Source organism: Mesorhizobium sp. M0938 (genome assembly GCF_040319125.1).
Taxonomy (GTDB): Bacteria; Pseudomonadota; Alphaproteobacteria; order Rhizobiales; family Rhizobiaceae; genus Mesorhizobium; species Mesorhizobium robiniae.
Map to the genome: position 1 here is coordinate 39,156 of NZ_JAMYNS010000017.1, position 20,611 is coordinate 59,766.

At 61.4% G+C, this 20,611-nt stretch carries 16 protein-coding genes; 11 read left to right on the plus strand and 5 right to left on the minus strand.

All coding sequences use genetic code 11. The features are described from left to right. Positions 1-6 precede the first annotated feature (6 nt). On the plus strand, positions 7-1,077 hold the full coding sequence (gene rfbB, locus NKH73_RS25475) for a dTDP-glucose 4,6-dehydratase (protein WP_352937098.1): 1,071 nt from the start codon (positions 7-9) through the stop codon (positions 1,075-1,077). Beyond that, positions 1,074-1,994 (plus strand): dTDP-4-dehydrorhamnose reductase, encoded by a 921-nt coding sequence (gene rfbD / locus NKH73_RS25480; RefSeq protein WP_352937099.1) that lies wholly within the window; start codon positions 1,074-1,076, stop codon positions 1,992-1,994. The genes rfbB and rfbD overlap by 4 nt, the downstream gene beginning before the upstream one ends. Here the strand turns inward: rfbD and NKH73_RS25485 are convergent. After that, a complete protein-coding gene (locus NKH73_RS25485) occupies positions 1,991-3,286 on the minus strand; it encodes a lipopolysaccharide biosynthesis protein (RefSeq protein ID WP_352937100.1) in 1,296 nt (431 codons plus the stop codon). The two genes, rfbD and NKH73_RS25485, sit on opposite strands and share 4 nt — an antisense overlap. Before the next feature lie 198 nt (positions 3,287-3,484). Between NKH73_RS25485 and NKH73_RS25490 the strand changes: the two genes are divergently transcribed. The 7 genes from NKH73_RS25490 (at position 3,485) to NKH73_RS25520 (ending at position 12,941) form a co-directional block, all read left to right on the plus strand. Beyond that, positions 3,485-6,082, plus strand: coding sequence for a GumC family protein (locus NKH73_RS25490; RefSeq protein ID WP_352937225.1), 2,598 nt, complete (start codon positions 3,485-3,487; stop codon positions 6,080-6,082). A gap of 239 nt (positions 6,083-6,321) precedes the next feature. Next, positions 6,322-7,221 (plus strand): bifunctional methylenetetrahydrofolate dehydrogenase/methenyltetrahydrofolate cyclohydrolase FolD, encoded by a 900-nt coding sequence (gene folD / locus NKH73_RS25495; RefSeq protein WP_352937101.1) that lies wholly within the window; start codon positions 6,322-6,324, stop codon positions 7,219-7,221. An 18-nt stretch (positions 7,222-7,239) separates the two neighbouring features. Next, positions 7,240-8,238 (plus strand): GlxA family transcriptional regulator, encoded by a 999-nt coding sequence (locus tag NKH73_RS25500; protein ID WP_352937102.1) that lies wholly within the window; start codon positions 7,240-7,242, stop codon positions 8,236-8,238. Positions 8,239-8,395: 157 nt separating this feature from the next. Then, a complete protein-coding gene (locus NKH73_RS25505) occupies positions 8,396-10,054 on the plus strand; it encodes a vWA domain-containing protein (RefSeq protein ID WP_352937103.1) in 1,659 nt (552 codons plus the stop codon). Positions 10,055-10,335: 281 nt separating this feature from the next. Then, positions 10,336-11,115, plus strand: a complete 780-nt coding sequence (locus NKH73_RS25510) for a hypothetical protein (protein WP_352937104.1) — start codon at positions 10,336-10,338, stop codon at positions 11,113-11,115. Further along, entirely contained in the window at positions 11,105-12,241 is a 1,137-nt protein-coding gene (locus NKH73_RS25515; protein ID WP_352937105.1) for a pentapeptide repeat-containing protein, read from the plus strand. Before NKH73_RS25510 ends, NKH73_RS25515 begins: the two co-directional genes overlap by 11 nt. Before the next feature lie 37 nt (positions 12,242-12,278). After that, positions 12,279-12,941, plus strand: a complete 663-nt coding sequence (locus tag NKH73_RS25520) for a hypothetical protein (protein WP_352937106.1) — start codon at positions 12,279-12,281, stop codon at positions 12,939-12,941. 219 nt (positions 12,942-13,160) lie between these two features. On the opposite strand, the gene edd is transcribed toward NKH73_RS25520, so the two are convergent. The 3 genes from edd to zwf all read right to left on the minus strand — a co-directional run bounded on the left by edd (position 13,161) and on the right by zwf (position 17,245). Beyond that, entirely contained in the window at positions 13,161-15,005 is a 1,845-nt protein-coding gene (edd, locus tag NKH73_RS25525) for a phosphogluconate dehydratase (protein WP_352937107.1), read from the minus strand. A gap of 72 nt (positions 15,006-15,077) precedes the next feature. After that, positions 15,078-15,794: a 6-phosphogluconolactonase gene (gene pgl / locus NKH73_RS25530; protein WP_352937108.1), complete on the minus strand. Its 717-nt coding sequence runs from the start codon at positions 15,792-15,794 to the stop codon at positions 15,078-15,080. Continuing rightward, on the minus strand, positions 15,776-17,245 hold the full coding sequence (zwf, locus tag NKH73_RS25535) for a glucose-6-phosphate dehydrogenase (RefSeq protein WP_352937109.1): 1,470 nt from the start codon (positions 17,243-17,245) through the stop codon (positions 15,776-15,778). The genes pgl and zwf overlap by 19 nt, the downstream gene beginning before the upstream one ends. A 304-nt stretch (positions 17,246-17,549) precedes the next feature. On the opposite strand from zwf, the gene NKH73_RS25540 reads away from it, so the two are divergent. Together NKH73_RS25540 and NKH73_RS25545 are read left to right on the plus strand one after the other, a co-directional pair. Continuing rightward, entirely contained in the window at positions 17,550-18,296 is a 747-nt protein-coding gene (locus NKH73_RS25540; RefSeq protein WP_352937110.1) for an SDR family oxidoreductase, read from the plus strand. Between the two features lie 86 nt (positions 18,297-18,382). Then, positions 18,383-19,675, plus strand: a complete 1,293-nt coding sequence (locus NKH73_RS25545) for a Mur ligase family protein (protein WP_352937111.1) — start codon at positions 18,383-18,385, stop codon at positions 19,673-19,675. Positions 19,676-19,726: 51 nt separating this feature from the next. Here NKH73_RS25545 and NKH73_RS25550 read toward each other — a convergent pair whose 3' ends face one another. Beyond that, positions 19,727-20,554: an SH3 domain-containing protein gene (locus NKH73_RS25550; RefSeq protein WP_352937112.1), complete on the minus strand. Its 828-nt coding sequence runs from the start codon at positions 20,552-20,554 to the stop codon at positions 19,727-19,729. Positions 20,555-20,611: the final 57 nt, after the last annotated feature.

Consider the following 20,611-nt stretch of genomic DNA (forward strand, 5'->3'; position numbering starts at 1 on the left):
AGCAGCATGAATTTTCTGGTGACTGGAGGTGCCGGCTTCATTGGCTCGGCGGTGTGCCGGCATTTGTGCAGCAATCCGGCCTATCGGGTGACCAACCTCGACAAGCTCACCTATGCAGGGAACCTTGCCTCGTTGCGCCCCATCGAGAATGCCCACAATTACAGATTTGAGCACGCCGATATCTGTGACGATAGGGCGATTCTGGAGGTGTTGCATCGCGACGAAATCGACATTGTCATGCATCTTGCCGCCGAAAGCCACGTCGACCGGTCTATCGACGGGCCGGGGGCATTCATCGAGACCAACATAGTCGGAACCTACCGAATGCTCAATTCAGCGCTCGAATATTGGCGCAGACTTCCCGACGAGAAAAAAGGCCGGTTTCGTTTTCATCATGTTTCGACCGATGAGGTGTTCGGCGATCTGCCCTTCGACAGCGGTGTCTTCACCGAACAGACGCCCTATGCGCCGTCTTCGCCCTATTCGGCGTCGAAGGCGGCATCCGACCATTTGGTGCGCGCATGGCACGACACTTACGGACTGCCGGTCGTCCTGTCGAACTGTTCGAACAATTACGGTCCCTTCCATTTTCCCGAGAAGCTGATCCCGCTCGTCATTTTGAACGCGCTCGACGAAAAACCGTTGCCGGTCTACGGCGCCGGCGCCAATGTGCGTGACTGGCTTTTCGTCGAGGACCATGCACGCGCGTTGGCCATGGTCGCGACCCAGGGCGCGGTCGGCGAGAGCTACAATGTCGGCGGCGGCTCGGAACGCACCAATTTGGCTGTGGTCGAGGCGATCTGCGACATCCTCGACAATAGGCGGCCACGTCCCGCCGGCCGGCGCTATCGCGATCTCATAATCTTCGTCGCCGACCGCCCGGGCCATGACCGGCGCTATGCAATCGACGCTTCGAAGATCGAGCGCGATCTCGGCTGGACACCGCGCGAGACATTCGACAGCGGCATCGCAAGGACGGTCGACTGGTATCTTCAAAACGAGTGGTGGTGGGGTCCGATCCGTCGCGAGCGCTACGCCGGCGAGCGCCTGGGCGAAGCACGCAAGGGCGCCGCGTGAGGCTTGTCGTCACCGGACGCGAGGGCCAGGTCGTCAGCAGCCTCGTGGAGCGCGCGCAGACCCACCCAAACCTCGATGTCGTCGCGCTCGGCAGGCCTGAGTTCGACCTGACGAGGCCGGAGTCGATCGCAACGGCGCTCACTGCGGCTCGGCCCGATCTGGTCGTTTCCGCCGCCGCTTACACCGCCGTCGATCAGGCCGAGGACGAGCCGGATGTTGCCTTCGCCGTCAACGGCACTGGCGCGGGTCATGTCGCCGCGGCCGCAGCACAGATCGGTGCACCGGTGATCCATCTGTCGACCGATTATGTGTTCGACGGGAGCGGTGAGGGGGCTTATGCGGAAGAGGACGAGCCCGCTCCGCGCAGCGTCTACGGTGCCTCGAAACTCGCTGGCGAGCGCGCGGTCGCCATGGCCAATCCGCGCCACCTCATCCTGCGTACCGCATGGGTCTACAGCCCGTTTGGCAAGAATTTCGTCAAGACCATGCTGAGGCTGGCGGAGGACCGCGACGAGATCGCGGTGGTGGCCGACCAGTGGGGAAATCCCACCTCTGCGCTTGATATCGCCAACGCGATCCTGCAGGTCGCGGCGGCACTGCATGGCGACAAGAACTTTGACGCTTTCGGTGTCTATCATTTGGCAGGAACCGGCGAGACCAGCTGGAGCGGCTTTGCCCGCCATGTCCTAAGCACGAGCCGAGCGCTTGGTGGCCCCTATGCTGCGGTGAAGGATCTAGCCAGCAGTGCTTATCCGACCAAGGCACGGCGCCCGGCCAACTCACGTCTGTCGACGGCAAAATTTGCGTCCGTATTTGGGTGGGCAGCGCCCGATTGGCAGCAATCCACAAAGCTGGTCGTGCGCCGCATTTTGGAAGGCGGCAACGGCCTTATATCCACTCCAATTTTTGCCGCTTAGACCGGCTTGGCCGGTTTGCGCATCGCCGAATAGGTGAGCAGCGTCGAGGCGAGATAGAGCAACAGGAAGACGACGTTGAGCGACAGCACCAGATTGGGCGTGTCTAGGATGGTGGTCAGCGCATAGGTCAGCAGGACCGCTTTCAGCCCGGCAAGCAGGGCCAGGTTGATCGCCCGCACCAGCGTCTGGCCGCGCGCGAACAGAAGCTCGGCCTGGTATTCAACCAGATTGCGCAGGCCCGGCACGCAGATTGCCAGCGATACCAGAGGGGCGGCCTCGGCAACATTCTTGCCCAGTGCGTTAGGGAAGAAATGCAGCACGATGCCGAGCACCGCCAGCGCCAGCGTCGAGACCAGGAACACGCCGCCTTCGATGCCGCTCTTGACCGAAAGGCGCGACAGCAGCTCCGGCGCGCGCATCATGCGCTGCACCAGCATCATCGAGAAGGTGCGGATCGGGATCCCAGTCAGGTCGACCAGCCGCATGATGATCGCATAGATGCCGGCGAGGTGCGGCCCGCCGATCGCCAGCACCAGCAGTTTGTCGAATTCCATCTGCAGGTAGAACAGCACCTCCGCGCCGGCCACGTAGATGGAATCGGCGAGCCGCCTGAGATAGAGTTCCAGCCGCAGCCGCAGCCTCTGGCGCGGATAGAAAAATCCAAAGGCGATGAGCAGCGAGGCGGCGTTGGCGCCGATATAATACCACGACCAGACCCCTACGGTCGGCTGCGCCGCGAACATGAACAGCACGGCGCCGAGCGCCCGCAAGGCCGTCGCCAGGATCGTCAGCAGGGCGGCGCGGCCGAATTTGCCGAGACCGTTGTTGACGATCAGTGCGACCTCGACCGGCCGCCACAACAGCGCCTCGGCAAAGACGACCGCCGCAAAGACCGATAGTGGCACGGTGCTGGCAAAGAAGGCCAGGTAGACGCCGTAGGAGGCGGCAACCAGCAACGGCAGCGATATCACGCCGAGCAGCAGGAAACCGGCGGTGAAGGTGCCGATCAGATTGGGGCGGATGGTGGCGGTTCGGTAAAGCGCCGAGATGAAGCCGAGGGCCAGGATGCGCGACAGCATCACGCCGGCTGCCGAGGCGGTGGCGAACATGCCGAACTCAGCGATGGACAGCGTGTTGGCCAGCGCGATGAAATAAGTGAGTGAAAACACCAGCCGCCCGCCCGCGCCGCTGATCGCTGAGAGATAGTCGCGAACCAGGCTCCGTCGTTCGGCCACGAAAGCGCCGATCCGGGCGAGGGGCCGCCTTTGCGGGATGTTGCCAGCCTGGGTCATGTGTCGGAGACAGCATAGGTTGGAAAGTTTAACGCGCCGTTCTGGAACGCTTTTGCTGCTTTCAAGAAGGACACAGCCGACGAGGGAAACCTCGCCTTCAAGGCAGAGAAATTAACCTTTTGTTTCCTATGCTTGTTTAGCGTGGCTTAACGAATGGCTGACCGCGCGTCCAAGCCGCCAAGGGCAAGCTCCACGACAATGGTCGACAGGCAAAACCGTGAAGATTGGAAGCGCGAGCGGTCCTTGCTGGCGCTTGGCCAGGCGATGCGCGGCGAAGAAGAAGACGCTGAACCATCACTGGTTTCGATCGGGGATCGGGCGAACCCGTCATGGCGCGAGGATGCCGCCACGCGCCATCGTCTCGCGCGCTCACGCCGTGAGGCGCGAGAAGATCCGGCAATCGCGGCGGCTCCGGAACGCTCACCAGCCCCAGGGTTCTCCGCAAACGATGAAATAAACCAGCCTCGAGCCAATTATCCATCCGCGTCGGCCGCCCGCACACCACCAGAGATGGACGAGGCCGTTGAAGCGAACTATGCGGACGTCGGGTCGCAGGAGGAGCCAGTCGCCGCCGGCATTTCCGAGGACTACCGTTTCGATGCCGATCCTCGACATCAGGCGTCCGAGCCTCGGCGCGCCGGGTTCGATCCTCCATACGCCAGCGACGAACCTCGACATGCCGCATTCGAACCTCGATATTCCGAATTCGAGCCTCGATACTCCACGTTCGAGTCCCGATATGCCGCTGACGAGCAGCGGTCTTCCCGCGAGAATGACAGTGGACAGGACTGGAAGCCGTTGATCGACCCTATGCAGGTCGTCCGCGGCATTGCCCGCTCGAAGCTGCTGATCGTCGCCATGACGATACTGGGCACCGGACTTGGTGTCGCGATCGCGCTTTCGATGCCGAAGAAATACGAAGCCACGGCAGAACTGATCGTAGACCCGCGCGATCTGAAGCTCACCGACCGCGATCTCACCCAATCGGCGGTCGCTTCCGATGCCACGCTGGCCATCGTCGAAAACCAGGTTCGCGTGCTCACCTCCGGCACGGTTCTCAACAAGGTCGTGGATAAGCTCAACCTCGTCAACGATCCGGAGTTCAACGGACAAGAGTCCGGCCTCGACGTCATGACGCTTATCCGATCGATCCTGTCGCGCAATGACGAGTTGGGCGCCGATGAGGGCCGTCGCCGTGCGCTGGCCGTCGGCAATCTGGCCGAAAGCCTTTCGGTCGAGCGCGGCGGCAAGACCTTCGTCATCTCCATCAGTGCCACCACGCAAAATGGCGAGAAGTCGGCTCTCATCGCCAACACGATGACGGACGTTTTCTTGCAGACCTTCGGGCAGATCCAGTCCAACACCGCCGGCCGCGCGAGCGACGAACTGACCGGTAGGCTAGACGAGCTGCGCAAAGGCGTAGAGGTCGCCGAGCGCAAGGTCGAGGATTTCAGGGCGACACATGATCTCGTCGACGCGCAGGGCCATCTGATCAGCGACGACGAGATGCTCAAGCTCAATCAGCAGCTTGCCATCGCCCGCGCGCGCACGCTGGAACTCAACGCCCGCGCGGCGTCGGCGCGCTCGATCGACGTGAATTCGGTTCTGAGCGGAACCTTGCCGGAGGAGATCAACTCCAACACCATGAGCGAATTGCGCTCGCAATACGCGACCCTCAAGCAGGAGGCCGACCGCGCCGCAATCCGGTTCGGGCCGCGCCATCCCGAGCTCCAGGCGCTCAATGCCCAGCTTGCCGGCTCGCGCGAGCGTATTGCCGGGGAACTGCGCCGCATCGCCTCGTCGCTGCAGGTCGACCTGAAACGCGCCGTGCAGCTCGAACAGGATCTGGCCTCCCGACTGGCGCAGTTGAAGGTCCGCAGCGGCGACGTCAACAGCGATCTGGTCACCTTGCGCGAGTTGGAGCGCGAGGCCACCGCCAAACGCTCCGTCTATGAACAATATCTCCTGCGCGCCAAGGAAACCGGCGAGCAGAAGGACATCAACACCGCCAACATCAATGTGATCTCCAAGGCCTTCGCCCCGCTCGAGCCGAACGGACCGTCGCGCGCCGTGATAACGCTCGCCGGTCTGCTGGCGGGATTGGCCTCCGGTGTCGGCCTCGGGGCGATGCGCGGCGCCTATGCGAGCCTGCATGAAACCGCCAATTGGCGGTCGCGCGGCAGGATGGACGAGCGCCGGACACCCATCGAAGACAAGCCATACCAGCCGTCGCCGCCGCCCGTGCCGCCAGCCGAAGTCACCAAGCGTACTGGCTCAATCAGTGCACTGCTGTCGGCGCTAAGCAAGATCGTGCCGCGCAAGACGCACCGGGAAGAACCTGCCAGTACGCGGTCAAATGGTTCACCGGCGGTGGCCAAAAACGCGAAGGGGGGACCGGTCCCTTCCGCCCACCCGCAACCGGCGTCTTCTCGGCCGGCGCCTGCCGGCTACAAGCCGCAGGTTCAGCAAAGCGCCTATGGTCCGCAGGAGACGACCTACCCGGCTTCACAAATGCACACCTATCCCGATGCCCAGCCGCCGATGACCTATCCACAGGCGCAGCCCTGGCAGATGCAGCCGGCCGGCTATCCCTATCCGCCGGCCGCGACGCCTCACTCCCTACAGGGGCCTTCGCACAAGCAGTCGGTCTATCCTGAAGCCTCGTGGGACAAGGCAAATCAGGTGTCGGAAGCTGCTGGACAGCAACCCTCCATCGAGGAAATCCGCGCCAGCCTTCGCGAATTCCGCGAAGCGGTTCGCGAACTCACCGAAAGCCGATCGCGCCGCTATTTCTGAGCGCCGAACAGAATAAAAGCCGTTGGTTTCGAGTTAACGGCATAAGACGGCGCTTTGACGGGATTGCCAGGTCGAATTTTCGTGAAAATGCCGCGCTTGATGGCACCCAGCAGCCACCACTCGCGCCTGACCGGGGGTGGGCAGCGGTTGGGCCGGCGACATGTGTAAAACAAAGGTCTAACGCGCGCCGTATCAATCAGACGCGATGCGCTATAGACGGAACGGTGTTGAGGGTGATTATGGCCGAGTTGATTGACGGAAAAAGCGTCGCCGAAGACGTGGTGCGGCGGGTCAAGGCTTTGACCGTCGAGCTGATTGAAAAGGGCGCGCGGAAGCCCGGTCTCGCCGTGGTCATCGTCGGTGAGGATCCGGCGAGCCAGGTTTACGTCGCCTCCAAATCCCGCACCGCCAAGGAATGCGGCTTCCATTCGGTCCAACACACGCTGTCGGCCGAGACTTCCGAACAGGAACTGCTTGATATCATCGGCGAACTCAACGCCGATCCGGCCGTCAACGGCATCTTGGTGCAGCTTCCGCTGCCTGGCCATATCGATGCGGGCAAGATCATCCAGACGATCGCGCCGCAAAAGGATGTCGACGGCTTCCACTTCATCAATGTCGGCAAGCTCGGCACCGGCGAATTGGCGACAGCCTTCGTGCCTTGTACGCCGGCCGGCTCGATGCTGCTGATCGAGCGTGTGCGCGGCAAGGATCTTTCCGGCCTCAATGCGGTGGTCGTCGGCCGCTCCAACATCGTTGGCAAACCGATGGCCAATCTTCTGCTTGCCGCCAACTGCACCGTCACCATCGCGCATAGCCGCACCAAGGACTTGGCCGCACTGGCGCGCACCGCCGACATTCTCGTTGCCGCTGTCGGGAGACCTGAGATGGTCAGGGGTGACTGGGTCAAATCAGGCGCCACCGTCATCGACGTCGGCATCAACCGCATCGCGGCGCCCGAAAAGGGCGAAGGCAAGACCCGCCTCGTCGGTGACGTCGCCTATGCGGAAGCGGCGAAGATGGCCGGCGCCATCACACCCGTGCCTGGCGGCGTCGGACCGATGACCATTGCCATGCTGATGGCCAACACGCTAGCTTCCGCCTATCTCGCGGCCGGATTGAAACGGCCGTCTTTCTGAACCTGGAAAGCCTCAGCTTTGCCGAACCTCACTGTTCCCTCAGAGCGGCCGGTCACGAACGATCCCGTTCAAGGCGGCCGGCAGTTCGGGTTCCTGCTGGTGGACAAGTTCTCCATGTTCTCGCTGGCCGCCGCAATCGACACGTTCCGTTCGGCGAACCGACTGCTCGGCCGCGACTTCTATGGCTGGACGACGGTGTCGGCCGACGGTGAGGCTGTCATGGCCTCCAACGGCCTGCCGCTCAAGGTCGACTACGCTGTCGCCGATCTACCGCCGGTCGATATTCTTTTCGTATCGGTTGGGCTGACAACCGAATTTCCGGGCAAGAGCAAGGTGCTGGCAGCGCTGCGCAACTGGGGCCGGCGCGGCAACGCGCTCGGTGCGCTGTCGGTCGGCTCCTATCTGCTCGCCGAGGCAGGTCAGCTCGAAGGCTATCGCTGCACTATCCACTGGGAGAATCGTGCCGGCTTCGTCGAGCGGTTTCCCGACATCAACTGCACCGGCAATGTTTTCGAGATCGACCGTAAGCGCTACACCTGTGCCGGCGGCACCACCTCGATCGACCTGATGCTTGAGATCGTGCGCAGCGATTTAGGCTCGAGCCTCGCCAACGGCGTCGCCAACCAGTTCCAGCACGAGCGCATCCGCTCTGCCGGAGATCGCCAGCGTGTCGGGCCGGAACGCGACCTGACCGGCAAGTCGGAGAAGCTGCGGCGCACCGTCGAACTGATGGCCGACCATCTCGACGAGCCGCTGTCGGCGGTGCAACTCGCCAAGTCGGCAGGCCTGTCGGTGCGTCAGGTCGAGCGCCTGTTCCTGCGCCACCTCAGTGTGACGCCCGGCCGCTATTACATGCGGCTCAGGCTCGAACGCGCGCGCGAATTGCTGCGCCAGACCAACATGCCGATCCTCGACGTGGCGATCGCCACCGGCTTCACTTCACACTCCTATTTTGCCCAAAGCTACCGGCTGCAATTCGGCCGGCCGCCTTCCGAAGAGCGGCGCACGACCTATTGAGTTGATCTAGTCGAGTTTGTTGGCTCAAGCTTGTGGCCGACCCTCTGACGCCCGGCGTTCGGGGTTGTGTCCTGACCCGGCGTCGAATAGCTTTTCCGTGCGAAGCAGGGTGCGCTGATGCTCAAGCAAACCCGAGGGGCTGGTTCAGGAGATTTTCATGGCGGGACTTGCACGGAGCGTCGCTGCGGCGGCCCTCCTGTTGTGGATGACGACGCTTGGCCTTGCCGCCGACCGAGTCATCCTCATTCTTGACGCTTCCGGTTCCATGTGGGCGCAGATCGACGGTAAGCCCAAGCTCGAAATCGCCCGCGAATCGCTCAGAACCGTGCTGCAATCGGTCCCCGCCGACAAGGAAATCGGCTTCATGGCCTATGGCCATCGCGAGAAGGGCAGCTGCGAGGATATCGAGCTCATCGTGCCGCCGCAGGCCGGCTCGGCAGGTGCTGTTTCAGCTGCCGCCGACAGCCTTAAATTCCTTGGCAAGACGCCACTGACCGCGGCCGTCAAGCAGGCGGCCGAGGCGCTGAAATACACCGAGGACAAGGCCACCGTCATCCTGATCACCGACGGGCTTGAGACCTGCAATGGCGACCCGTGCGCGCTCGGCAAGGAACTGAAGGCTGCCGGCGTCGACTTCACCATAGACGTCGTCGGCTTCGGCCTGACTGCGGACGAGGGCAAGCAGGTCGCTTGCCTCGCCGATAACACCGGCGGCAAATACATCCAGGCGTCCGACGAGCAAGCGCTACAGAACGCACTGGTCGAAACCATCGCCGCCGCACCTGCACCGGCGCCCGAACCAGCGCCTGCGCCGCAGCCGGCTCCCGAGGAAAAGCCGGAGTTCAACTTCATGCCGACCGTGGTGCTGGCGGAGGGCGGCGATCCCGTCACCGACGGCAATTCCTGGGAGATCTACAAGGCAAACTCCGACGGCACGCGCGGCGACTACCTAACCACCGAGTACGGAGCCTACAAAGGCAATCTGGAGCCGGGCGACTACATCGTCGTCGCACGCCTCAGTGAGGCCAGGACCGAACAGAAGATCGTGGTCGAGGCGGGCCAGGTCTACAAATCCCTCTTCACGCTGAATGCCGGCACGCTCATCATTCATCCGCGGCCAAGCGAGGGAGCTGACGTGGCCGATGGCGCGGCTGTGGTGATCGCCTATCCGGGCGTCGATACGCCCCCGACCTATTATGGCGACACGAAAGTCGTGTTGCCTGCCGGCGATCAGAAGGTGACGGTCAGGATCGGGCAGGGCGAGGTTACCGAAACCATCCCGCTCACTGCCGGCAGGGTCATCGACAAGGATATCATCGTCGGCGTTGGGCATGTCGTTGCCAACGCCTACTACACTGCCGGCGGCGACAAGGCCGACGGTTCGGGCATCGGCTTCAAGGTGTTCAAGGCAAAAAAGAAGATCGACGGAACGAGGGAAGAGGTGGCTTATGCCTATGGTCCTGACAGCAAGTTCGATCTGCCACCCGATGACTATGTGTTGCTGACGACGGTCGACCTTGCCGTTGCCGAGCAGCCTTTCAGCGTCAAGGCCGGTGAGAATCAAGATCTGAAAATCACCATCAATGCTGGCGTGCTGGCGATCACCGCGCCGGGGGCCTCGAAGATCGAGATCTTCGAGGCGAAAAAGGACGTCAACGGCAACCGCAAATCGCTTGGCTACGCCTATGACGAGAAATACCAGGCGGCGCTACCGGCCGGCGACTACGCTGTCGTCTCGGAGAAGTTGGACAACAGTCCGAAGGAAACCACGGCGACCGTCAAGGCCGGCGAGCGAGCTGAGCTAACGGTTCGGTAGGGATGTAATTCGACGCCAGTGTCGGTGCTCGCGACGGGAACCTCGCCCGGCCTTGAAGGCGCAAGGTATCGAGACGATCGATTGATTGTCAGATAAGCATACACCCCACAATTGCCGAGCTTGGCCTTGGATTGCGGCCGGCGTTGTGGGGATCGGAAGATGGTTTAGATGCTGCGCATCGCCTTCCACCCGAAGCAGCCAAATCCAGCTTCGAACAATCTTGCGGTCGCTTCTTGATTGGATACTTTGGACCGGTAGGGCAGTCTGGAATCGGGGGCTGAATGAAGTCCAATTCTGACGATCAGAATCCTCTCGCGCAACTCGTGGAACTGAAGACGAGCCTCGTGCCCAAGGACGATAGTGCGGGCAACCATGATCTCTTGGTCGAGTTGCGGATTAATCCGGACGAAATCGAAGAGGATAGGATAGGGACGATTCGCATTGAAATGCAGGAAGCCACGATTTCCGTGGATTTCAGCGGTTTGAAGGTGGTTCCCAAAACACGACAAGGGCAGGGCGAAACTGGCGGGAAAACGCGCAAGGAATTGCAGAAGGAAACCATCGTTTCAACGACCAGCGAGACGGACAAGAAAAGGAACGTTGACGCTTCGGTTGGAGCGTCGGCCACGGGTCCAGAAGGCAAATTGGGGTTAGGTGGCAGTTCATCCAAACACAATACGGAAACCGTGACGCGCCGCGAGAGTGAAAGCCTGACAGAAGATTTCTATCCCGTCAGAGCACTTTCCTTCGATCGATGGAAAGTCACGACGAAGGACGGAGGTCCGTTGAATGATGCGTTCCTGGACAATGATCGATTGTGCGAGGTCTCGGAGGTTCGAGAAGCCAATCGCAAAGGCGCAGTGACCAGCCTCGTGGTCAAACAAAAGCACGTAAATATTGAGCTGGAACGAACGGCATCACTCTTCGCATTGCCGTTTACCCGAAACCAGCAAGCCCTCATGAACATCGTCGTCGCCAAGAGCCTTCACGAGCACTCCGGAAGAGAAGAATATTCGGGTAAACTGGTTTTCTCTCAGTCGACGATATCCGATGAAGGATAGTCCCTTTCTTTCAAATGTGCTTTCGGAAGCTGCCCTGTCCGGGTTTGAAGCGCTGGCGGTCGCCCCAGACGCGACTTTTCAGGAACAGGTGAAGCTCGCTGGCTTGGTACCGGCCAAAGATTTCCAGAACGCCGATCTGCGAAATATCGACCTGACCGATTCAAATTTAAGCGGGTTCAATTTTTCTGGAGCCGATCTCCGCGGATCAACAGGGATTCGTGTCAAATGGGATGACACCACGATTTTCGATAGCGCTGATCTATCCGGCTCGATATTTGCGGCCAAGATCCGATTGAGAACCCTATTCGACACAGACGAGCGAGCGAATAGCCTTCTAGCGAGTGTGGCACGACAAAGTTGGAGCGCTCAAATTATATGGGCTGCTGACAATCTGCGATCGTCGGGGCGCTTCAACGAATTTGCGTTGCCAATCACGGAAGCCCTTTTCTATCGGGCTTACGATGATGAATTCCTGCAAGCCGAGCTTATGCGGTATTTGGCTCCTCGTATGGGCTCACGAGAAACGCTCTATGATATGCTGACGGCTGCCATTTCGGATGAACCAAAAGCCGCCGTCGTCATTCGCTCTGTGTTTTCCATTCTTCGTCAGCATCACTTCACTAACGACTCTCACATCCGGCAGCAGGCCCTTGCACTCATCAAATCCCAGAACCCTGCCATCCAGGAGGAGGCTGTTCGCTTTCTTATGAGGAGCCGACCAAGTGCTGAGGAAATCCGCACAGTCAGATCGGCAGCCGAAGCAGGCGGCAAATTCCTTGCAGGTGTCTACGTGGCAGAAATCTCCCATCGGCTCGGACAGACCTACGAGTTGGTGACACGGGAACCTGTGTCAAACGCCTCATTTTCAATAGTCGCGACACTCACTCCGTCCGATTTGAACCTCATTGCCAGACGTTGGCTCCGGGCGGAATCCAGTCGAAACGCGAAAGATTTGAACCTGCCTCTTGTCCAACGAAAAGGCGGTGCCAACTACTTTAGCCCAGAGGAGATCGAAAAGAGGGCACTCAATGTCGAAGAGCTCTGGTCGCATTTGAAGCGTTTCGGGATAGAAATAGGCGTCGAAGAGAATGTCGCTGCGACTGTGCCAGCAATGATGGCAAGCTAGTGACGTCAAGCTAACCACAGATAACGAAAACTTGGTATTGGCCTCCCGTGCAGATATTCTGGCTCCCGGGGGATTTTGCATGCCGACGTGCAATCTGTGTGGGGAAGAAATCGAGTTTCGCTATATCGGCGGACGGGCGAAGCCAATCCATGTGACCGGCCGCTGGTGCACCGGATACAGTTCCGGCTCCATCTCGGCGGTCGCCAAACCGTTCCAAACGATTGTCTCCTACGTCAACCCGAATGCACGTTGCCCGGTATGCGGAGAACGCGTGTATTTCTACCAGAGCCCGCACGGCGGCCGAGTTTTCTTCAACGATCTCGGCTGGCCATGGGAAAAGCATGGCTGCACCGATAATCCGAAGTCGCAATCTGGGATGGTGAAGACCGTTGCTCAGAGCGTCCATACCTCATTCCGGAATAGGGATGGGGAGCCGCTCGACCTCTATGAGCTGTCGTCGCTCACGGAGAAGGACAACGTCGTCCACATGCGGTTCAGCCGGAGCGGTGAGAACCGCAGTTTCAGAGCCTCGGTTTCCGTCGGTGAACTACGTGGCTGGAACGTGACGGTCGCTGATCTCAGGGCTGCTCCGTCATTCGTCGTCAGATCCAGCGGAGAGTTCCGAATCCTCGAGTTCATTTCCGGCCGCAAGCAGTCAATCGACCGGATCGTGGTCCGGAAGCCGAAGCCGTCTGGATAGACGGCTCTACCACCCGCCTGTCTGGAACGCCCTCTGGACGTCGCCCCGTTTCCACTTAGCCTTGTCGGCCAGCGTCTCGTCCATCCGCTCTCGCCGAGGCCAAGATTGCATGCGCAACCCAAGCCCGATCGTTCTGACCACGGCAATCAATCGGACGAGGAATTTCGACTTGAGCAGCGCAATCAACGGCCAGCGTCAGGCGGCCACGAGCCGCCCTTTTCACTGCAGCACGAATTCCGCTACATTGTTTCCGAAGGCGCTGGCGCCGTGGTCGGCACGGCCAACCATTTGCCGGAACCCGGCGAAAAGCTCGCGGCCGAAGCCGAATTCATTGGCGATAAGATCGCTGTCCGCCGCTCGTCGCAACGCGAAATCGCCGGCCGGCACCAGCACTTCCAGCGTCCCGGCGTCGGCGTCGAGCCTGATGATGTCACCGTCATGGATCCTAGCGATCGGCCCGTCCTCCACCGCCTCCGGCGTTACATGGATCGCCGCCGGCACCTTGCCGGACGCGCCCGACATGCGCCCGTCTGTGACCAGCGCCACATGCTGGCCGCGATCCTGCAGGACGCCGAGCACGGTGGTCAGTCTGTGCAGCTCCGGCATGCCATTGGCTTTCGGCCCCTGGAAGCGGATGACGGCGATGAAATCGCCGGTCAATGTGCCGGCCTTGAACGCCTCGTTGAGCCGTTGCTGACTGTCGAAAACCTTTGCCGGCGCCTCGATGATGCGTCGCTCCGGTTTCACGGCGGAGGTCTTGATGACGGCGTGGCCGAGATTGCCTGAGAGCATTTTCAACCCGCCCGTCGGCTGGAACGCTTTCTTGAAAGGCGCCAGCACCTTCTCGTCGCCGCTTTCGCGGGGCGACGCCTCGCGCACCACGCTGCCATCGGGCCCGAGCTTGGCTTCCACCGCATAAGGCCTCAAGCCTTCGCCCCAAACCGTCTGGACGTCTTCGTGCAGGATGCCTTCGTCGAGCAGTTCGCGGATCAGGAAGCCGAGCCCGCCTGCGGCATGGAAATGGTTCACGTCGGCAAGGCCGTTCGGATAGACCCGCGCCAGCAGCGGGACGGCTTCCGAAAGATCAGAAATATCCTGCCAGGTAATGGCGATGCCGGCTGCGGCGGCCATGGCGATCAGGTGGATGGTGTGATTGGTCGATCCGCCGGTGGCGTGCAGGCCGACGATGCCGTTAACGATCGAGCGCTCGTCGATCATCCGGCCGACCGGCGTGTAGGCGTTACCGAGCGCGGTGATCGCCAGCGCCCGCTTCGTCGCCTCCCGGGTCAGCGCGTCGCGCAGCGGCGTGCCGGGATTGACGAACGAGGTGCCCGGCGTGTGCAGGCCCATGATTTCCATCAGCATCTGGTTGGAGTTCGCCGTGCCGTAGAAGGTGCAGGTCCCCGGCCCGTGATAGGATTTGGACTCGGCCTCAAGCAATTCGGCCCTTCCTGCCTTGCCTTCGGCATAGAGCTGGCGGACCTTGGCTTTCTCGTCGTTGGGCAGGCCCGTCGTCATCGGCCCGGCCGGGATGAACACTGCCGGCAGATGGCCGAAGGTCAGCGCCGCGATCACCAGCCCCGGCACGATCTTGTCGCAGACGCCGAGATAGACGGCCGCGTCGAACATGTTGTGCGACAGGCCGATCGCCGCGGCCATGGCTATCACGTCGCGCGAGAACAGCGACAGCTCCATGCCGGGCTGACCCTGCGTGACGCCGTCGCACATTGCCGGCACGCCGCCGGCGACCTGGGCAATGCCGCCGGCCTCGCGCGCCGCGTCCTTGATCAGCGCCGGAAACGTCTCGAAAGGCTGATGCGCCGACAGCATGTCGTTGTAGGAGGTGATGATGCCGAGGTTCGGCACTCGGCCGCCGCCAAGTGCCACCTTCTCGGAGGGGCTGCAGACGGCAAAGCCATGGGCGAGGTTACCGCAGGAAAGCACCGCCCGGTTGGCGGTGCGGTTCGAGGCTTCGGCGATGCGGCCGAGATAGGCCTCGCGCCCTGGTCTTGAGCGCTGGCGGATGCGCTCGGTGATGGTTTCGATGTCGCGTCTCGCGGTCATGGTGTCGGTCCTTTCAGGCGAGGTCCCGCGAACACCGTCCGGCTATCCGCCGGGACCCTCGGCAAGTTGAAATCAGGGTGCCCAGAAAACCTCTACGGGGCGCTCGGCTGCGTCGAGCACGGCGCGAATGGGCTTTCGCGTTCCTGACGCCATCGCGCTCTCGAATGCCTTGCGCTTGTCCTCGCCTTCGATGTGCAGTGCGACGAAGCCGGCTTCGATGAGCCGTGCCAGCGATAGCGTCAGGCGAGGCTCGCCGGCGCTTGTCGCGTGAACCGGGAGCACGGTGCTTGTCGAAGACGGGTCGAGCAGTTTTTCCAGATTGTCGGCGTCAGGAAAGAACGATGCGGTATGGCCATCGGTTCCCATGCCAAGCACCACGACATCGAGCGGCCAGGGCAGCGACCGCAACATCCTGCTGTCGGCCTCCGAAGTTTCCCCGATGCTTGCTCCCTCTTGGTAGAGCGGCACGAAACGTGCGGCTGCCGCCGCGTTTTGCAAAAGATTGGCGGCGACCAGCCCGGCGTTAGAGCGCGGAGAGGAGGCCGGCACGCAACGCTCGTCAACCAGCGTCACCGTGACCTTGTTCCACGCGATCGGGATACTCGAAAGTGATGCAAAAAATCGCGCCGGCGTCGTGCCGCCGGAAACGGCGAGCAATGCCGTGCCGCGCTCAGCTATTGCATTGGTCAGGCGGCCTGCGACGTGGCCGGCAAGTGCTGCCGCCAGGTCCTGGCGTTCGGCAAACGCATGCCAGCTGTAGGGGGCGCCGTTCAATTGCTCTCGTGCCATGTCCGCCCGTCGCGTTCGATCAGCGCAATCGAGGCCGAAGGGCCCCATGTGCCGGCCGTGTAGCCCTGCGCTTCTTGCCGTCCGCTTTCCCAGGCATCCTGGATCGGGTCGATCCATTTCCACGCCGCTTCGACCTCGTCGCGGCGCATGAACAGCGTCTGGTTGCCACGGATGACGTCCATGATCAGTCGCTCATAGGCATCGGGCGCGCGGCCGTCGAAGGACTGCGCGAAGCTCATGTCGAGCGGGATCTGGCGCAGCCGCATGCCGCCCGGCCCCGGATCCTTGATCATGATGAACTGCTTGACGCCTTCATCGGGTTGCAGCCTGATGACCAGCTGGTTGGCGGAGATCGGCCCGGCGCTGTCGCCGAAGATCGAGTGGGGGATCGGCTTGAATTCGATGACGATCTCCGAGACACGGGTCGCCAGCCGCTTGCCCGTCCTGAGGTAGAACGGCACGCCCGCCCAGCGCCAGTTGCCGATTTCGGCTTTGAGCGCAACGAAGGTCTCGGTATTGCTGTTCTTGCCGAGCTCCTCGACATAGCCTTTTACCGGCCCGCCGGCAGAGGCCCCGGCACGGTACTGGCCGCGCACAGTGTGCTTGGGCGCTTCGTTGCCGTTGATGCGTTTCAGCGCCCGCAACACCTTCAGCTTCTCGTCGCGAACGGCGTCGGCGTCCATCGATGACGGCGCCTCCATGGCGACGAGGCAGAGAAGCTGCAGCATGTGGTTCTGCACCATGTCGCGCAGAGCGCCGGCCTTGTCGTAGTAAGTGACGCGGTCTTCGAGGCCGACCGTCTCGGCGACGGTGATCTGCACATGGTCCACATTGGCGGAATTCCACAGCGGCTCGTAGAGCGCATTGGCAAAGCGCAGCGCCATCAGGTTCTGCACCGTCTCCTTGCCGAGATAGTGGTCGATACGGAAGATCTGGCTTTCATGGAAATCATCGCCGACCAGATCGTTAAGCTCGCGCGCCGAGGCGAGATCGCGCCCGATCGGCTTTTCCAGCACGATGCGCGAATTCGGCGTGATCAGCTTGTGTTCCTTCAACTTGTGCGAGATGTCGCCGAACAGCGCCGGCGCCACCGCCAGGTAGAAGGCGCGGATGCAGTCGCTGTCGCCGATTGCCTTCTTCAATTCGTCGAAGCCTGCGCCGGTCGTTGCGTCGGCCGAAACGTAGGAAAGCCGGGCAAGGAACGTCTTCAGCTCCGTGGCGTCGATGTCGGCCGGTTTCACATGGTCGGAAATCGCCTGCCTGGCGAAATCCCGGAATTCCTCGTCGGTCATTTTCGAGCGCGACGTGCCGATGATGCGCGTCGGTTCGGAAAACTGGTGATCGCGCTGGCGATGGTAGAGCGACGGCAAAAGCTTGCGTTCCGACAGATCGCCGGTGCCGCCGAAAATGATGAAGTCGAAAGGGTCGACGGGAATGATCTGGCTGGTCATGGTTTGTCCGCTTTGACGCCGGTCGCTGTGACGCGGCTGATATAATCTAATCGATTTAGATTTTCCAGTGCCACGGCGTCGCATCCCAAGCCCAATCGAGCTTTAACGATTGGTCCTGAAGTGTGCCTTGACGCTGGCGCAACCCGGACGCTTCTCGGTGAGGTGGTTCCGGAAAGCCTTCGCAGATGCAGCATAGAGCGGGATCGCGGCGAAAGCCAAAGGAGAAATCGAGAGTATATTGATCTTTCGCCGGCCATCGCCGGCGGTTGCCGAACGATCCTGTTCAATTATGAGTGAGAAAGCCATGCGCCTGGAAAACAAAGTTGCCGTCATCACCGGTGCCGCGTCAGGTTTCGGCGAAGGCATGGCCAAGCGCTTCGCCGAGGAGGGCGCGCGCGTCGTTGTCGCCGACCTCAACGCCAAGGGCGCCGAACGCGTCGCCGACGAGATCGGCCGGGCGGCGATCTGGACCCAGACCGACGTCTCGCTGCGTTCCGAGTTCGACGAAATGGTCCATGCGGCAAAGAGCGCATTCGGCCGCATCGACATCATGGTCAACAATGCCGGCTACACCCATCGCAATGGCGATATGATCGAGGTCGACGAGACGACCTTCGACCTGATCACGGCTGTCAACATGAAGGCGATTTACCACGCCGCTCTGGCGGTCGTACCGATCATGGATCGGCAAGGCGGCGGCGTCATCCTGACCACGGCTTCGACGGCCGGCATCAGGCCGCGGCCCGGCCTCACGTGGTACAACGCGTCGAAGGGGTGGGCGATCACCGCGACCAAATCCATGGCGGTGGAGCTCGCGCCGAAGAACATCCGCGTCAACTGCCTCTGCCCTGTCGCCGGCGAGACCGGCATGCTGGAAAAATTCATGGGCGCCGACACGCCCGAAATCCGCGAGAAATTCCGCGCGTCGATCCCGCTTGGCCGGCTTTCGACGCCGCTCGACATAGCCAACGCAGCACTCTGGCTCGCTTCGGACGAGGCGGCTTTTATCACTGGCGTGGCGCTGGAAGTCGACGGTGGACGTTGCATTTGATCCATCCAGCCATATCGGAAAGCAATTTGACTTGAGCGTCCGGCGAAAGGCATAAGACGCTGAAATGGGATAGGGGTTGGCACGGCATGAACGCGGGATTGCGGAAAGTTCGCGAAGACCTGCGGCAGCGCTTCGACGTCTACCGGGCAAAACGCGCCCGCTCAAAAAGCAATGCGACCTTCATCGGCATAACCGGCAGTTCGGGCAAATCGACGGTGACGGCGTTGCTTGGCCACATATTGGAGGGCCACGGCGCCGTCCGTACCCAAATTTTGTTTCATTCGCTAAAGATGCTGTCGAAGATGCTGTGTCGGCAAATAGGCGGCGTCGATTATGTCGTGGTTGAAACCTCTGCGTCCGGGATCGATTCAATAAAGCCAATGGCGGACCTGCTACGGCCGGATGTGGCAGTGGTTACCATGGTTCGCCTCGAACATTTTAAGGCTTTCAGGACCCTGGAGAACGTCGCCCGGGAGAAGCGCGCCTTGGTCGACGCGCTGCAGCTAGGCGGCTTCGCCATCCTCAATGCGGATGATCCCCATGTGGTCGAAATGGCTTCCGCCACCACGCATCGTGCCGTCACTTTCGGCATGTCGGAGCAAGCCGACTATCGCGTGACAAACGTCCATGCCGCCTATCCGCACAGGTTGACGTTGGCCATCCATTGGCGGGGCGGCGAACTGGAATTGAAGACACCGTTTCCGGGCGAACATTTCTGGCTGCCAACGGCCGCAGCGGCTAGTGCAGCACTTGAACTTGGCGTGCCTCCCGAAAAAGTGGCGGCCAGGGTGGCGACATTTCGGCCACTGGCCAACCGCTGCGAGATGCTCGTCACCGAGGGCGGCCCGCAATTCATCGTCGACGCCGCCAAGTCGCCCTGGCATTCGGTCGATCTTGCCTTTGAGATGATGGCCAAGGCCACGACGAAGCCAAAGCGCATCGTTCTGGGGCAGATTTCGGACTATGCAGGCTCGACCAGAAAGTACCACTATGCCTACAAGACAGCGCGTGAAATCGCAGCCCAGGTCATCTATGTCGGCGATAATGCGCATCGCTCGGGAGCCGGGCAGGAAGATCGTGACGCCGGCCGCTTTCACGAGTTGCGTATGCCCAAGGAGGTCTCGGACCACATCAAGCGGACGGCCGTGGCCGGCGAACTCATTTTACTCAAGAGCTCGTCCCGTCTTCACCTGGAGAGGATCGCACTGGCCTGGAAGCACGACGTCAAATGCTGGATCCCCATCTGCGGCAAGCGGGAAGGCTGCGATACGTGCGGTCTGTTCGAAGTGCCGTTCGAAGGGCATCGTGACTATGTCAGGAAACGCAGGCACGACAAACGGTGGCGACGCTTTCGGCGTCTGCTTGGCGGCCGGTCATAGTCCAGAAAGCTGAGGCGTAGCGGCGCGGCGTCAAGGGATCGCTTCAGCGGCTTACGCGCCAGTCTTGACAAAGCTCTTATAGACCCAGCCGCGTTTGCCGTTGTAGATGATCTGACACCATTGCTTGCAGCCCATCACCTGAACCGAGGTCTTGGCGGGAACGGTGACTATCGCGGCCGCATTCTTCTTCGGTCCGGTACGCATGGTGACGGCCCTGAGGATGCGTCCGATATCGGCTGCGCTCACTTTCTTGGCTTCGACCTTGGCCTGGCTATCACCACCCTGCGTCGCTGCCGGCGATTGCGGCTTCGGCGTCGGAATGGCGGCGGTTTGCGCTCCGTCTGTTGCCGCCTTGCTGGGAGCCGCGACTTTGGCAAGCAATGCTGCGGCTTTGGTTTTCGCTGCAGGATCGGCGAATGCCGCCGCGGTGGACGGCTTGTCTGCCGTCTGTTCCGCCTGGCCTGCCACTTGGCCGGGCGCGGTCTTCGTTCCCGACCCTGTCCAGCGGGGATCATTGGGTGCCAGCGCCGGTATCTCGGCCTCCGCCGCAACCACCGCCGGCGAAATGGCATCCGCCTTGCCTGTTGCCTTCTGCACCGCGGCGACAGTCGAGGCAGCGGCCGGCACGATCTTTGTTGTTTTTACCGGAACGCTCGGAACGATCTGCTCGGGACTCGCGACTGCTTGTCTCTCGTTGGCCGGCAATGCCAGCCATAGCGCCACTGCGGCCACGCCAAGCAGCGCTGCTGTGCCAAGCGCGGCGATTACCAGATGCAGGTTCGACCGGACTTTTTGCCAGAACCTGGGCCGCATATCGTAGCCAAACTGCATCGCAAAGCGCCGTCGTTCCGGCGCGCCGAAACTGAAGGGCTCTCTCACTCTTGCAACCTCCATTTGCGGGCCGACGTTCAATCGGAAAACCGGCGTTCGATCAGT